Raw genomic sequence first — 15,082 nt, 5'->3', positions numbered from 1 at the left:
GGCCTCCTCAGTCCAATAATTGATCGTAAATCTGCTGTCTTTTTTTCTCCCATCGTTCTTTGGCTTTGCGGACAGTTTCGAAATAGAGTTGATGCTCTTTCCGATACTCTTCGACAATCTTCCGCTGTTCTTCTATATCCGGAAGTGGAATCTCCATCTCGCCCAGATCGGCCGGGTTAATATTCATCACAGTGCTTCCGCGCTGGAATGTTTTTACCAATTGGGTGCCAACCGGACTTTCCAAAAAAACTTTCACATATTCGCTCATCACTTCTTTCGAAAAACGGACTACAATAATATTCGCAGAAGCGATCACTTTTTTGGGTAATTCCCGAACCACTGCCACTTTATTAACCGTTCCCCGACAGGTGATCACCAAATCTCCCGGTTCCAATGCATAACGCCTTACTTTCCTGTACTCTTCATCGATTGTATCCATCCCTTCCCAGATAATCTCCCCGTCTTCGATATTGGAGATATTGAGAACCGATATTTCTCCGGGTTGGATATGGCTTTTCATAATCGACTTTCCACGAAAAAGTTCGGCGATCTCTTTTAACTTGACCACTTCCCGGTTGGGCCCGGCCAGTCCACCAAGGAGATCTTCCTGGTCATCGGCCAGTAAAAGCTCGATTCGCCAGTCTTCCCGTTCCTCAAGCTCTTCCTGAAAAATCTCCTTTTGAACACGGGGAAGAAATTGGCCTTTTTTCAGCTCAAGGCTTCCCAGTTGGATGGAATCCACCGCTTGATGGGAGATCGTGAGCAAGTACGTTTTCATCCCCGTATACGGCCGCAGGGTTCCTTCAGGCAATGTAAAAATTGACTTTATATTGAAATGTTGGAGAATCCAGGATCTCAATTTCGCAAAGGAACCACCTGAAAACGTAAATCTTGCGGGGACAACCATTTGCAACTCCCCGAATTCATTCAGCCAGTCAAGCAAGTTTTCAGCGGCAATCCCTTCCGATTCCCGTGTCATAAACCGTTCCGTGTTTACTTCCGGTTTAAAGCCAAAGGCGGGTATGGCGATAATCAGGTCAAATTCTTGATCCAATGGTAAGAGGCTGTAGATGGAAACCTGAAGCACTTCCACATGGTTGCAGTGTGCAAAAAGAAACTTTAACACTTCTGCCAACCACTTTTTTTCAGCGGTCAGGACAAAGTTTTTATCCAGATTAGTTTCGATCAGCTCTATCAAACCATTCAGATGTTTATGTGCTTCCGCAATCAATACCGTCTCAATATGCCCGTCCATCAAAGATCGCGAAAAATAATTCACAAGATAGGCGGGGCTGACCATCACTCCAGACCGGTCTTTTTGGAATATTTGCTTGAGAGCCTGAATGAAGTCGATCTCTTTGCCGGCCTGAAAAAGTTCATAAAACCAGCTCGGGTCTCCCGGAAAATAACCGAGTCGATTTTCGGTTGTTTCTTTCATCAATTCATACAGAGACGCTTCATCTACACTCTCCAAGTGGTTGTATTTTTGTTCATATGCTTTTTGGGTCAGGTGGATGCGCAATAACTCAACGGTGATTTGATCACGGTCGATGATATTTCTCTGTCTGAGCAGTTCTTTGAAGTGAAAAAGTGTTGCCATGTTTTGTGCCTCCTTTTTCCACCGTTCCCTCCTCCTGTGAATAGTATATACCCATTCACATGATATTCGCAACAACAAATTTAGTATTTGATTACTAAAATTCGATTTGATCTTATTACATTATTTTTCACGTCAATATCAAATAAAAAAGGTGTGTCATTTCCACACACCTTTGAGTCGGCCCACCTGTTTTTTTCTTAAAAATCATTGTTCAAAAAAGTCGCTGTCAATTCGTTTAACAATATAGCGCTCCTCTTCAGATACCCCTATATTATAATCGATCATCCGTTCAGCCAGATCACCCCCAATTAAAACAATATTTTTCGGAACCTTTTCAGCAAAACTGATCGCGCTGGCAGTAAATCTGGAGGTAGTGATAAAGACCCCTTTTTCAGCGTTTTTAGCCGTCAAAGCGCCGGCAAACTGTTGAATTTCGGGACTGCTAACCGGCTTGTCCCATCTTTTGGCTTGAATGTAGATCTGGCTCAATCCAAGTTTATCTTCTTTAATAATACCATCAATTCCCCCATCACCTGTGCCTCAAACTCTTTGACCCGCATCTGCCAGAGATCCTCCATATCCCATCGCTACCAACAACTTAACAACAAGATCCTCAAAAAAATCAGCCCAACCAACTCTGCTATCAAAAACGAGTTTTCTTCCGCTGGGCAGCAGTTGTTTTCTCTCTTTGGCGGTTATCTTAAACTCCGTTGCCATCGCTTCTCTAAGGTCTTTCGTCGTATGCTCTTTTCCACTGGATAGATATTCCAGAACAGGTAACATCAATGTTTGATAATCCGGGATTACATTTTCACCTTCTTCATTATGTTGGCCAGAGCATGTTGCGGCAATTTGTCCTAACTGTCATAGACGTGTTCATTTAGGTAAGGAAGGTAAAGAATATAATGATATGCTGATAGAAAAAATCAAACTGAAGGAAAATGGAACGAGATAGTCTAACCGGTTCTACCCCAACCACTCCATATGCTTTTCCCCTTTTTTGCAAATACACCACATCACGTTGCTGATGTGGTTGCGGACAGTTTTCTCACTAATGAAGAGTTGTTGGGCGATTTCTTTGGTGGTCCTGTCTTGGACTAACAGCTCGAATACTTCCCTCTCCCGATTAGTCAATAAGGGTTTGCCTTTTTGGTTACTCAAATGTTGACACCCTTCCTTGCTCAAGCACTGGAATACAAGGGTCAGGGACCAGTCAAGTTATACTATGAGCAGGGAGGCTGCGTGGTGAGCGGTGGCGGAGAATTTAGGCAGGTTTGCTTGGTATTTCTTTCCTCTGCTCCACTTTTCTCCTCATCTTATGTCGCCGGTGCGGCGTTGGTTCCTGGCCTCTCTTGTCTTTGTTTGGCGTCACCGCGTAAGGGAGTACCAACAAGCAAGCCCAGCCATCCAGCGGGCTGGGCTGTGCTTGCGTTAAGAGCTACTCAGGAATCCGGACGATGTCTTCCGGAGTGGTGGTGATGGCTTTTAATCCCTGCTTAGTCACAACATAGGTGTTTTCAATACCGATGACGCCCCGGCCCGGGAAGGTGAATTTGGGCTCAATGGCGATGACCATGTTTTTCTCCAAGGGTTGCGCAAATCCACGTGCCAAGACCGGCAATTCGTCAAACTCCAATCCGACGCCGTGGCCGAGGAATTTGGCTTGGTCGTTTCCAAAGCCCATGAAGTGTTGTTGCAGGCCGGCGGCTTCGGCCATCTCCAAAGCCTTGAGGTATAAGTCCTGCCAGGGGACGCCCGGTTTTCCCATGCGCTCCGCTTCTCTGATGATGGACACAGCCACTTCATAGGCACGGGTCAACTCCTCGTCCAATTCGCCGATGACGGCCATGCGCGTCTGGTCAATGATGTATCCTTCTACCACCGTGCTGATGTCGAAGAGGATGGGCTCCCCCACTGAGAATGTTTTACGGCTAGCTCCTTGTGGGCTAGCGACGGACATACCTAAGCCCCCTGCTGGGCCGTCAAAGTAAGTTGGGGTAGCAGCAGCCTCTCCCGATGCGACCATGCCCAAGCAAAGTTCCTGGTTGTAGCCGCGCATGCGATAAATGCCAATGTTTCCTTTCAATCTGAGCGCGTGTTCGATTTGCGCGGACAGTTCGACCTCGCTCATCCCCACGCGGATCTGTTGCGGCAGCATGGCTACCATCTCCTGCACATGTGTAGCGGCGATCCGTAGCTGGTTGAGTTCGTATTCCGACTTCACTGCCCGGACCAGTCGAAGCATAAAGGCGACATCCACGGCTTCGGTATCCGGGAAAAAGCCGAGGTACCGTACCGCCAAACCATAAGGCAACACATCCATTTCGATCCCGATCCGCTTCACGTTCCCGAAAGTTGAACGCAACCGCTCGCCAAGCTGTTTCATCCGGCCCATTTCCTCCACGGGAACGGACGCCTCAAATTCGGCCCGAGCGACGCTTTTCTTCACATAAAAACGGGGCTCCCCCGACTGCGGCACATATAGCAGGCCGTTTTGCATCGACCCGGTCAAATAATACAAGTCCACATTCTGTGTAATCATGGCCCCATCGATCTGATTCTCCTGTAGTTTCGCCTGAAAACGAGCAATCCGCTCTCTTACTTCCGTTGTTTGCACTTTTGGCAATGGGTGCATTGAAATCCTTCCTTTCTATATGACAAGCCTCTATATACTTCCATTCTCTCTCTCACTTGCTTTACCCTTTCCATTTAGCATAAAAAAACCGGTTCCATGGCACATTAAGGGTTGAATCTGCGAAAACAGAGGTTGAAACATATGATATGGATAGGGTTAATTGGTTTGCTTATCATCTTGTTTTTCATTCTGATTGGATACACGGGCTCTCAGGCTTCCCGCAACAAAGAAACATTTGCTAACAAGGAGGCGTTGGCGGCGGCGCCGGTGAAACCCATCATCTTATTGATCATTGATTCCTTGATGGATGCACCGTTGCGTGAAGCCATACAACTGGGCAAAACGCCCGCGCTCCGGTTCCTCAAAGAGCGGGGCCAATACCATCCCCGGGTGGTGACTTCGTTTCCCAGCATGTCGGTCTCCATTGACTCGACTTTGCTGACGGGCACCCCTCCCAATCAGCATCAGATATACGGATTGGTCTACATGGACCCACAAGAACAGCGCATGGTCAATTTCGGCACCGGCTTAAAGGAAACGTTGAAGTTCGGTACACGCACTGTATTAAAAGACAGTCTGCAACGTTTGAATCAAGTCTGTCTTAACCCAGATGTAAAAACGATTCATGAAGCGTTCGACGGGCCGACCGCTTCCATCAATGCCTTGATCTATCGCGGTCCCCACCAACAAACGCTGACCGCGCCCTGGCTAGGCCGACTCTTTCGCCTCATGCCCAAAACGATTGCCACGATGGCTACCCGTTATTTTTCGTTTGGCGCTATGGCCAAGATCGATCACAACAGCAGACCGACGGGTCCTTTGAGCCGCTTCGGCTTCCATGACACCTTCACGCGCAATGAAATTTCCCACCTGCTGGAATCCGGCCAATTGCCCCCTTTCACCATCGCTTATTTTCCTCGCAACGATGACTATGTGCATCAAAAAGGAACATCGGAGATCAAGGGGATTGTGAAAGCCGATGAGGAATTGCAAGCGTTGTTAAATCTGTTTCCCAGCTGGGATGAAGCGGTGGATGACGTGATCTGGATTGTCATGGGAGACAGCGGGCAAGTACCCATCATCCCCAACCGCAAAGAAGCATATATCGATCTGCGCAAAAGCTTGCATCCGTACCGCATCATGCCCATCAAACAGAAAAAGCCACGTCCCGATGATCAGCTCGTCATCTGTTGCAATGAGCGGATGGCTTATATCTATGTATTGGACGAACAGCTCGATCTCGCGGAAGTGATCACCACGCTCAAGCAAGAGCCCAAACTGGATATCATCGCTTGGAATGATCAAGGCCGCGTTTCCTGCGTAAGTGGCCAAATGGAGGGCCACCTAAGCTTTAAAGAAGGCGGTTCCCTCGCCGATGAGTATGATCAAACGTGGGATTTGATCGGCGATTTGGTTATTCTCGATTTGAGCGTAGATGATCAGAATCGGATTACGTATGGCATCTTCCCCGACGTATTAGCCCGGTTGGCCGGGGTGATGGGCACATCAGAGCGAGTGATTGTGGTGACGGTATCACCTGGATATGAAATGGTCAGTGAAGCATCGCCCACTCATAGCGGAGCCTCCCACGGTTCTCTGCATCATCTGGACTCCCTAGTGCCGATGATCATCTGCGGCACTGACTCCTGCCCCTCCTATATGCGGGTGATTGATTTGAAGCCTTGGTTGCTCAAATTGTTAACCACTCCCCGCAAGCAAAAAAAGGAAAACGCACAGAATCCATGACGCTAGCTCATGGATTCTGTGTCCAGTTTGGGAATGAGTCAAGCCCTTGTCGACATAGAAGTGAGGTAAACATGTCGAAATGGGGAAAAAGCATGAAAACAAATGCAGTCAAACCGTTTCGCAAGCCATTGGCAGAGATTCATCTCGACCGACATTGGCCTTCTGTTGACCCACAAACGCTCTTCCAACTTGAATTGAAGCAAGATGAGTGTTATGAGCACATCCCCCCCGACGCACTCCCCTACTATGTGGAGCAAGCCATGAAGAAAGGGCAATCCGTAGCTTCCCTCCACGGCCGCCCACTGTCGTTGCGGACATTGCTGAACCAGTTGCTGAAAGAAGGCGTTTGCATTCGTTTTCGGGATGCGCACCCCCATGACCCCTTTATTCGCGCGCAATACAGAAAAAAGCCAAAAACGATCGAAATCTACCGACGCTCACTCCAACAGATCGACCAATTTTTTGATGCCATGGGCGAATCCGTGGCTGAAGAGGAAATCATGTTGCTTCATTTGTACCACGAGTGGTTCCATCATTTAGAGGAAACGCGGTGTGGACGGACCGACGCTGACCTAGACAAAGTCGTGGTCAAACAGATTGGACCTTTTAAACGGCGGAAAGGGATTTTGCGGACAAGAGAGATCGCCGCGCATACATTTACCCAATCGGTCATGAAACTTCCTTGGTCCCCTCTGCTCTTGGATTATTTATTGGATTTCCAGCAGCGCGGATGGTCCAAAACGGAAATCCGCGAACACTTTCAAAGCCTGAAACAATCACCCCCACCAAATCCCCCTCCCCCATCGCCGTCAGAACATGTTACAATCAACAATAATTAGAGTGTGCGGCACCATCACGAGCATGGACCCTACCGACAGATCCATGCTCCCCTCTCTTACAACCACCTGCGAGCCGTCAGGAAAAAATCGAAAATGATGTCATAGACAGATGCCAAGCATCCACAAGATTTGTTAAGATATGAAGAGAGGTGAAACAAAATGGATCGTTGCATCTGCCCCAAATTCGAATCGGCTATTGAAATATTGGCCAAAAAATGGACAGGTTTGATCATTCGTGTGTTGCTTGAAAAAACAAGTCGTTTTCGCGATATAAGAGAACAAATCCCATTGATGAGCGAACGGATGTTGGCAGAACGCCTGAAAGAGTTAGAAGCCCACGGGATTGTTGAACGAACCGTTTATCCCGAAACGCCTGTGCGAATTGAATACGCCCTCACCGAAAAAGGGGAAGCCCTCGCTCCGGTGATCGACTCAATCCAAAACTGGGCGGAAGAATGGATCTAAACCGTTTGGGGCAAGGTAAGGATGGAGGTGTCTAAGGTGTCGTATCCTTATCTTTGTCCCGTGTGCGGTACCAACCGCAGTCGGTTTAACATCATCGAACAAATCCCATTTGCCGTGAAAAAAGATGCCCGCTCAGGCATCATCACTGAGCGAGTGCCGGAAGGCGACCCCTTGCACCATCACTACCGCGGTGATGAATATCGCGTGCAATGCGGCATTTGCGGAGTAATCGAAAATGAACAAGTGTTTATTAAAAGCGCCCAACGCAACCCGTTGTGACCATCGGGTGTTTTATTCATGTATCAGCCGTTATTCAAACCGTTTATACCCGTTCTGACGTGACAGGACGGGTATTTATTCTTTTTTAGTTGACGCAATTTTCAGACATTGCGAGCGGATGAGAAAAATGGCAACACCCGTTATAATATAAAAGAGAAGCGATCCAAATAACCATGTGGAATAAAAGAGGGGTTACCATGCAATCTTTTAAAGACTCGATTTTAAAGCTAATCACCGAAACATCAACCAACTTGCCACCCGATGTGCGCTACGCCATCCAGCAGGCTCGGTTGCGTGAAGATGCCGGCACACGCTCGGCACTGGCGCTTGGCACCATCACCGACAATATCAAAAGGGCAGAAGAGAACGTATCCCCCATCTGTCAAGATACCGGGATGCTTACATTTAAAATTAAAGCACCGGTTGACGCCAACCAAATCGAAATGGCTAAACAGATTCGCCAAGCCGTAAAAGAGGCCACCCAATTGGGGAAACTACGCCCCAACTCCGTCGATTCGCTCACAGGTGAAAACAGCGGTGACAACCTAGGTGAGGGTGTGCCGGTGATCCACTTTGAGCAATGGGAAAACGATTACATTGATGTGCGCCTGATTTTAAAAGGCGGCGGATGTGAAAACAAAAACATTCAATACAGCCTCCCTTGTGAATTGGAAGGCTTGGGTCGGGCTGGTCGTGACTTGGACGGCATCCGCAAGTGTATCCTGCATGCTGTGTATCAAGCGCAGGGTCAAGGATGCAGTGCCGGGTTTATCGGCGTTGGCATCGGAGGGGACCGCACGACTGGTTATGAGCTGGCGAAAAAACAGCTGTTCCGTTCTGTAACCGATACCAATCCGAATCCTGATCTGGCTCGCCTGGAAGAGTACATTATGGAAAAAGCCAATACCCTGAGCATCGGAACCATGGGATTTGGCGGCAACACAACGCTTTTGGGTTGCAAGATTGGCTCCATGCACCGGATTCCGGCTAGTTTCTATGTTTCCGTCGCATACAATTGTTGGGCTTTCCGTCGCCAAGGCGTCACCATCGATCCGGAGACAGGAGCCATCCGGGATTGGATTTACACTGATGACGCGGTACCGGCTGATGCAAAAGACGCATCTGTTGTCGAAACCGCCGAGGAAAAGCTGGGCGGACGTCAAGTTGTCCTTACCACGCCGATCACCGAAGAGCAGATCCGCGATTTAAAAGTCGGGGATATCGTAGTGATCAATGGGTTGATCCATACCGGACGGGATGCGTTGCATAAGCACCTGATGGATCATGATTCCCCGGTCGATTTGAATGGCGGCGTCATTTACCACTGCGGCCCTGTAATGCTTAAAGATGCGGATGGCAAATGGAACGTGAAAGCAGCCGGACCTACCACCAGCATCCGTGAAGAGCCTTATCAAGGCGACATCATTAAAAAATTCGGCATCCGGGCTGTGATCGGGAAAGGTGGCATGGGTGCGAAAACCCTGGCAGCATTAAAAGAGCATGGCGCTGTCTATCTCAATGCGATCGGTGGGGCAGCCCAGTACTACGCGGAATGCATTGAGAACGTGGATGGCGTTGACTTCATGGAGTTTGGTATACCGGAAGCGATGTGGCACCTGCAAGTCAAAGATTTTGCAGCGATTGTTACCATGGATGCCCATGGCAACAGTTTGCACGCCGATGTGGAGAAAACCTCCCTCGACAAATTGGCGGAATTAAAAGAGCCTGTCTTCAAATAAACTGTAGCCCTGTCACGCCATCTTTCACGACAACGTGACAGGGCTTTTTATCTTCTCTTAAACAAAGCCAAACGATCCCCAGCAATACCCGCTCCAATTTCATCATCACTGACCTGTACTGAAGCAATTTGATCCAGTTTGGTAATTTACCTACTTTTTTACTGTTCACAGATGCGACAATACACGATACAATAAAATCTGATATGGACTTTCGACCTTTGGCAACTTCATCCATTGCCGGAGGCGATTCTTTTCTCTTCTATAAGGGGGTTTCATTTCTAATGAAACATTTGAAGAAATTTAGCTTGCTGGCCTTGGCTATGCTTACGGCCGTTGCGCTCGCCTTGCCGCTTAGCGCATCCGCCGACGCCATCGCCGGTCAAACTGTGGTGACGTTGGGTAAAGACCTGACAGGAACCCAACGCGATGCCATCTTGAAAGAGATGGGCGTTGACGAAACGCAGGCGAAAATCATCGAAGTCACAAACCAAGAAGAATATCAGTACTTGGGGAAATACTTGAAAGCGGATGTTATCGGTCGTCATGCTCTGTCTTCCGCTAAAATCGTCTTGACTGAATCCGGTAAAGGCATCTCGGTGAAAACCAACAACATCTCCACCATCACCGACAGCATGTACGCGAACGCAGCCATTACCGCGGGTATCAAAGATGCGGACATCTATGTAACCGCACCGATCCGTGTATCCGGCACCGCCGGCTTGACCGGGATCATCAAGGCCTTTGAAACGGCCACAGGCAAAAAGATCGATGAAAACACCAAGCAAGTGGCCAACGAAGAGATCGTTCGCACGCAAGAGCTTGCCCAAGAATTGGGAGACTCAAATAAAGCCGTGCAATTCATCAATGCCGTGAAACAGGAAGTGGCGCAAGAAAAACCACAGACTCCCGAGGAATACAGAGATATCATCATCAACGTTTCCAACGATTTCAATATTAATTTGAACGAACAAACCATCAACCAATTGATCCAATTCTCTCAGCACTTCAGCTCTTTGAACATTGATTGGGACCAACTCGCCCAACAATTTGAAAGCTTGCGCGGGGACATCAAAAACATTTTGAATGCCGAAGTAACTCGAGGGTTCTTTGACACCATTTTTGAATGGTTAGGCGACTTGTTTAGCGCGATCGGTGACTTCTTCACCTCCGCGTCTTCACAAAAATAAGCTTTGGCATTGCAAACACAGAACCGACTTAAAAAGTCGGTTCTGTGTTTTTATCCCATGTTGTTATCCAAAAAAAACTGCCGGCTTTTAAAGCCGGCAGTCCGTGCATTAATTGGATAGCCACTTTTTGAACATATGAACCGTTGCATCACGGTTGCTCTTGGCAATCGCTGTCGTGAGCGGAATCCCTTTGGGGCAAGCTTGCACACAGTTTTGCGAGTTCCCGCACTCTTGCAACCCGCCGTCATCCAGCAGTGCTTCCAGTCGCTCTTCTTTGTTCATCGCTCCAGTCGGATGGGAGTTGAACAGTTGCACTTGTCCCACGACAAACGGGCCGACGAAGTTGGATTTGGAGTTCACATTAGGGCATGCTTCCAAGCATACGCCACAGGTCATGCACTTGGACAATTCATAACGCCATTGCCGCTCATTTTCAGCGATACGCGGACCAGGTCCCAGATCATGGGTGCCATCGATCGGAATCCAAGCTTTCACCCGCTTCAGGGCGTTGAACATCCGGGTGCGATCCACAACCAGGTCGCGAATCACAGGGAACGTGCGCATCGGTTCAATGCGTATCGGTTGTTCCAACCGGTCGACAAGCGCCGTGCACGCTTGGCGTGGCTTCCCATTGATGACCATGGAGCAGGCACCACACACTTCTTCCAAGCAGTTTGATTCCCACTGAATCGGCGCGACTTTTTCACCTTTCGCATTAACGGGGTTCCGTTGGATCTCCATCATCGCAGAGATCACGTTCATGTTTTTGCGATAAGGGATTTTAAACTCTTCTTTATACGGTTGGCTGTCTGGACCATCTTGACGTGTCACAATCAGCTGTACATATTGTTGCTCGCTCATTTTTTGTCCCCTCCCTTATCCACATCGTAACGGCGCGGACGGGGTTTAATCAGAGAAGTGTCAACCGGCTCATACTCGAACACCGGACCGTCAGGGGTGAATTTCGCTTTGGTCGTTTTCAACCATTCTTCGTCATTGCGGTCCGGGAACTCCGGTTTGTAATGCGCCCCACGGCTTTCGTTACGATGGTATGCGCCAAGCGTGATAACACGCGCCAATTGCAGCATGTTCCACAGGTGGCGAGTGAACGGCGCCGCTTGGTTGCTCCATTTGCTGGTGTCGATCATGTTGATATTTTGGTACCGTTCCATCAATTCTTGGATTTTTTCATCCGTTTTCTTCAGACGGTCATTGTAGCGAACCACCGTTACGTTGTCCGTCATCCATTCACCCAGCTCTTTGTGCAACGCATAGGCGTTTTCGTTTCCGTCCATCTTCAGGATATTTTCGTACTTCTCTTCTTCTAGCTTTTGCTGTTTGTCAAAGATGTCCGAGCTGAGCGAATCGACATGTTTGTCCAGTCCGCGCACATATTCAATCGCTTTCGGTCCAGCAACCATGCCGCCGTAAATGCAGGACAAGAGGGAGTTCGCACCCAGGCGGTTCGCACCGTGGTATTGATAGTCACATTCACCCGCAGCGAACAATCCGGGGATGTTGGTCATTTGGTCATAGTTGACCCACATGCCGCCCATGGAATAGTGTACGGCCGGGAAGATTTTCATCGGAACTTTGCGTGGATCTTCACCCATGAATTTCTCATAGATCTCAATGATCCCACCCAGCTTGATATCCAATTCCTTCGGATCTTTGTGGGATAAATCAAGATAAACCATGTTCTCCCCGTTGATCCCAAGCTTATCGTCTACACACACTTTGAAGATGGCGCGAGTAGCGATATCGCGTGGTACCAAGTTCCCATAAGCTGGGTACATCTCTTCGAGGAAATACCATGGTTTGCCGTCTTTGTATGTCCAGACGCGGCCACCTTCACCACGAGCCGATTCGGACATCAGGCGGAGTTTGTCATCTCCAGGAATCGCGGTTGGATGCACTTGAATAAACTCACCGTTGGCGTAATAAACCCCTTGCTGGTACACAGCAGCAGCCGCCGTTCCGGTGTTGATCATGGAGTTGGTGGACTTACCGAAGATGATACCGGGTCCTCCTGTCGCCAAGATCACCGCATCGGCAGGGAAAGAGACGATTTCGCCACTGCGCAGGTTTTGCGCGACGATCCCGCGGCAACGTCCTTCATCATCTTTAACAATGCTCAAGAACTCCCAGTTTTCATACTTGGACACTTTACCTTCAGATTCATAGCGACGTACTTGTTCATCTAACGCATAAAGCAATTGCTGCCCTGTGGTGGCACCTGCAAAAGCGGTGCGGTGGTGTTTCGTTCCCCCGAAACGGCGGAAGTCGATCAACCCTTCCGGCGTGCGGTTGAACGGAACCCCCATGCGGTCCATCAGATAAATGATCCCGGGCGCGGCTTCACACATCGCTTTGACCGGTGGTTGGTTGGCGAGGAAGTCGCCTCCATAAATGGTGTCGTCAAAGTGTTCCCATGGGGAATCCCCTTCCCCTTTGGTGTTTACCGCACCGTTGATGCCGCCCTGTGCGCACACAGAGTGAGAGCGTTTCACCGGTACGATGGAAAATAGTTGGACGTGGGCTCCAGCCTCAGCTGCCTTGAGCGTTGCCATCAAGCCAGCCAGGCCCCCACCGACAACGATTAGTTTTTCATTCATGAGAAAAGCTCCCTTCTAATGCTGTGCCATTTGACCCATAAAGTCAGCTTGCGCGAAGGCCAACAGCGCAGAAATGCCGAGATAAGAAACAAGGACAAACACAACCGCCCACACATAGGAAGAGACGCGTTGCGCGCGCGGCCCCACTGTCACACCCCAAGTAATGAGGAACGTCCACATACCATTGGAGAAGTGGAAAACAGCCGCAACCAGACCGATCAAATACAACGCCAAATTGACTGGATTTTGCAGGATTTCATGCGTCAAATTGGCAAGCTGGGGAGCGGTCATGTCATAAAGCGCCACTTGCACGCGAGTCTCCCATACATGCCATACGACATAAATGAGGGTGGCGACACCTGTGATCCGTTGCAAGGTGAACATCCAGTTGCGAAACGTATTAAAGTTGCCGACATTGTTTTTGGCTTGCAAAGCAATATACAGACCATAGACGCCATGGTAAAGGAGCGGCAAGAAAATAAAAAAGATTTCCAGAACAGTGATGAACGGGATCCCCCAAAGCCATTCTACCTGTTCAACAAATGCTTGTGCCCCTTTGGTAGCAGCATAGTTGGAAAATAAATGTTCCACCAAAAAAAAGCCCACCGGTATCACGCCTAGCAAAGAGTGTAACCGACGGTTGAAGAAACTGCGTTCTCTGCTCATCATTTGCCTCCAATCTTGGACATAGTCGCAGTAGAGTTAGTGGGTTTCAGCACTTTCTCAAACTGCTGACAGAAAAGTTGAGAAAGGGGTTTCAACTCGCTATTTATTTTACTCCCATCCGGATGGGGGCGTCAAGGAATGTCAACCGTCCTCTCTTTGCTTAAGCCGCCCGGAATGCGCTTTACCTCCCGCTTTTTACGACCACATCCGCCAATTCGGGACCAGGAACAATCGCATGGGGAAAACAAGAAACTCCCTCCAGCAAAAGCGGGGGAGTTTCTTGCGTGGCGGTCGCCTACCAAGCAAATGGCTGGTTCATCTCCGCTGGCGGCGCTTCGGGGTCTTCCAGCCAGCACTTGACTTGATGGGTATCCGACAGACGGGTCAATGGAGGCGCTTCTTCATAACAGACATGCATCGCGTAGGGGCAGCGGTCAGCAAATGGACATCCTTGCGGCGGTTCATACAAGTCGGGCGGCGATCCTGGGATGGGTTGCAACTCTCGATCCCGCGGCTGATCCAACCTCGGCATCGACTGCAACAACCCCCACGTGTACGGGTGACGGGCCTGACGGAAACATTCATTGACTGTTCCCGTTTCCACAACTTGTCCGCCGTACATCACACAGACGCGATCAGCCGTTTCAGCCACCACGCCTAGATCGTGCGTAATCAGGATGATAGAGGTTCCCGTCTCCTCTTGCAACGTTTTCATCAATTCCAGGATTTGCGCCTGAACCGTCACATCCAAGGCCGTGGTCGGCTCATCCGCAATCAGCACCTTCGGGTTGAGGGACAAGGCCATCGCGATCATCACCCGTTGCCTCATCCCTCCGCTGAATTCATGTGGGTATTGCTCCAATCTGCGTTCGGCTTGCGCAATGCCTACCCGTTTTAACATCTCGGCCGCACGCGCTTTGGCCTCAGCCGTTCCCATCTTCCGGTGCCAGCGAAGCCCCTCGATGATTTGCTCACCGACCTTCATCGTCGGATTAAGGGAAGTCATGGGGTCCTGAAATATCATCGCGATTTCCGCACCGCGGATGCGAAACATCCCTTTCTCTTCCATCCGCGTCAACTCAATGCCATCATAGCAGATCTCCCCGCCCTTGATCCGGCCCGGGTGTTGGAGCAACCGCATCACAGCCAAGGCCGTCACGCTCTTTCCGCTTCCCGACTCCCCCACAATCGCCAACGTTTCCCCGCGGGCCAGCGAAAAAGAAACGCCTCGCACCGCTTGCACTTCCCCTTTGTCCAGCTGAAAAGACACTTCTAATCCGTTCACTTCAAGCAGCTTCTCCACCTTATTCC

14 protein-coding genes and 1 pseudogene are annotated in these 15,082 nt (G+C 49.4%); 6 read left to right on the top strand and 9 right to left on the bottom strand.

Translation table 11 applies throughout. The features are described from left to right. Positions 1 to 7 precede the first annotated feature (7 nt). From QQZ12_RS03120 to QQZ12_RS03105, 5 genes and pseudogenes are all read right to left on the bottom strand, one after another. On the bottom strand, positions 8 to 1,600 hold the full coding sequence (locus tag QQZ12_RS03120) for a restriction endonuclease subunit S (protein WP_284723954.1): 1,593 nt from the start codon (positions 1,598 to 1,600) through the stop codon (positions 8 to 10). Positions 1,601 to 1,804: 204 nt separating this feature from the next. Next, positions 1,805 to 2,125: pseudogene (locus QQZ12_RS16980) on the bottom strand (restriction endonuclease); the annotation flags it as partial. A gap of 15 nt (positions 2,126 to 2,140) precedes the next feature. Continuing rightward, positions 2,141 to 2,383 (bottom strand): winged helix-turn-helix domain-containing protein, encoded by a 243-nt coding sequence (locus QQZ12_RS16975; RefSeq protein WP_348651538.1) that lies wholly within the window; start codon positions 2,381 to 2,383, stop codon positions 2,141 to 2,143. Between the two features lie 183 nt (positions 2,384 to 2,566). Beyond that, positions 2,567 to 2,761, bottom strand: a complete 195-nt coding sequence (locus QQZ12_RS03110; protein ID WP_102991954.1) for a helix-turn-helix domain-containing protein — start codon at positions 2,759 to 2,761, stop codon at positions 2,567 to 2,569. A gap of 277 nt (positions 2,762 to 3,038) precedes the next feature. Continuing rightward, the gene (locus tag QQZ12_RS03105) at positions 3,039 to 4,235 is read right to left on the bottom strand and encodes a M24 family metallopeptidase (protein WP_284723953.1); all 1,197 of its coding nucleotides are present in this window, start codon (positions 4,233 to 4,235) and stop codon (positions 3,039 to 3,041) included. A 141-nt stretch (positions 4,236 to 4,376) separates the two neighbouring features. Here QQZ12_RS03105 and QQZ12_RS03100 point away from each other — a divergent pair, with 141 nt between their 5' ends. From QQZ12_RS03100 to QQZ12_RS03075, 6 genes are all read left to right on the top strand, one after another. Continuing rightward, entirely contained in the window at positions 4,377 to 5,981 is a 1,605-nt protein-coding gene (locus tag QQZ12_RS03100; RefSeq protein WP_284723952.1) for an alkaline phosphatase family protein, read from the top strand. Between the two features lie 92 nt (positions 5,982 to 6,073). Continuing rightward, positions 6,074 to 6,820, top strand: coding sequence for a hypothetical protein (locus QQZ12_RS03095; protein WP_284723951.1), 747 nt, complete (start codon positions 6,074 to 6,076; stop codon positions 6,818 to 6,820). Positions 6,821 to 6,979: 159 nt separating this feature from the next. After that, positions 6,980 to 7,285, top strand: coding sequence for a winged helix-turn-helix transcriptional regulator (locus tag QQZ12_RS03090; RefSeq protein ID WP_102991951.1), 306 nt, complete (start codon positions 6,980 to 6,982; stop codon positions 7,283 to 7,285). A gap of 36 nt (positions 7,286 to 7,321) precedes the next feature. Next, the gene (locus tag QQZ12_RS03085; protein ID WP_102991950.1) at positions 7,322 to 7,564 is read left to right on the top strand and encodes a DNA alkylation repair protein; all 243 of its coding nucleotides are present in this window, start codon (positions 7,322 to 7,324) and stop codon (positions 7,562 to 7,564) included. A 197-nt stretch (positions 7,565 to 7,761) separates the two neighbouring features. Then, positions 7,762 to 9,303: a fumarate hydratase gene (locus tag QQZ12_RS03080; protein WP_284723950.1), complete on the top strand. Its 1,542-nt coding sequence runs from the start codon at positions 7,762 to 7,764 to the stop codon at positions 9,301 to 9,303. Between the two features lie 281 nt (positions 9,304 to 9,584). Then, positions 9,585 to 10,490 carry a DUF1002 domain-containing protein gene (locus QQZ12_RS03075; RefSeq protein WP_154986408.1) on the top strand — a complete coding sequence of 302 codons (906 nt, stop codon included), beginning with the start codon at positions 9,585 to 9,587 and terminating at the stop codon, positions 10,488 to 10,490. A 108-nt stretch (positions 10,491 to 10,598) separates the two neighbouring features. Here the strand turns inward: QQZ12_RS03075 and sdhB are convergent, their stop codons facing one another. The 4 genes from sdhB to QQZ12_RS03055 all read right to left on the bottom strand — a co-directional run bounded on the left by sdhB (position 10,599) and on the right by QQZ12_RS03055 (position 15,074). After that, entirely contained in the window at positions 10,599 to 11,351 is a 753-nt protein-coding gene (gene sdhB / locus QQZ12_RS03070; RefSeq protein WP_284723949.1) for a succinate dehydrogenase iron-sulfur subunit, read from the bottom strand. Then, positions 11,348 to 13,105, bottom strand: coding sequence for a succinate dehydrogenase flavoprotein subunit (sdhA, locus tag QQZ12_RS03065; protein ID WP_102991945.1), 1,758 nt, complete (start codon positions 13,103 to 13,105; stop codon positions 11,348 to 11,350). The genes sdhB and sdhA overlap by 4 nt, the downstream gene beginning before the upstream one ends. A gap of 15 nt (positions 13,106 to 13,120) precedes the next feature. After that, complete coding sequence (locus QQZ12_RS03060) at positions 13,121 to 13,771, bottom strand: succinate dehydrogenase cytochrome b558 subunit (protein ID WP_029071740.1); 651 nt, start codon at positions 13,769 to 13,771, stop codon at positions 13,121 to 13,123. Positions 13,772 to 14,066: 295 nt separating this feature from the next. Beyond that, positions 14,067 to 15,074 carry an ABC transporter ATP-binding protein gene (locus tag QQZ12_RS03055; RefSeq protein ID WP_102991944.1) on the bottom strand — a complete coding sequence of 336 codons (1,008 nt, stop codon included), beginning with the start codon at positions 15,072 to 15,074 and terminating at the stop codon, positions 14,067 to 14,069. Between the last annotated feature and the right edge of the window lie 8 nt (positions 15,075 to 15,082).

It is taken from the genome of Laceyella tengchongensis, from assembly GCF_900182735.1.
Classification (GTDB): Bacteria; Bacillota; Bacilli; order Thermoactinomycetales; family Thermoactinomycetaceae; genus Laceyella; species Laceyella tengchongensis.
The sequence above is the reverse complement of the archived record's forward strand: the minus strand, read 5'-3'. Positions and strand labels throughout refer to the sequence as shown.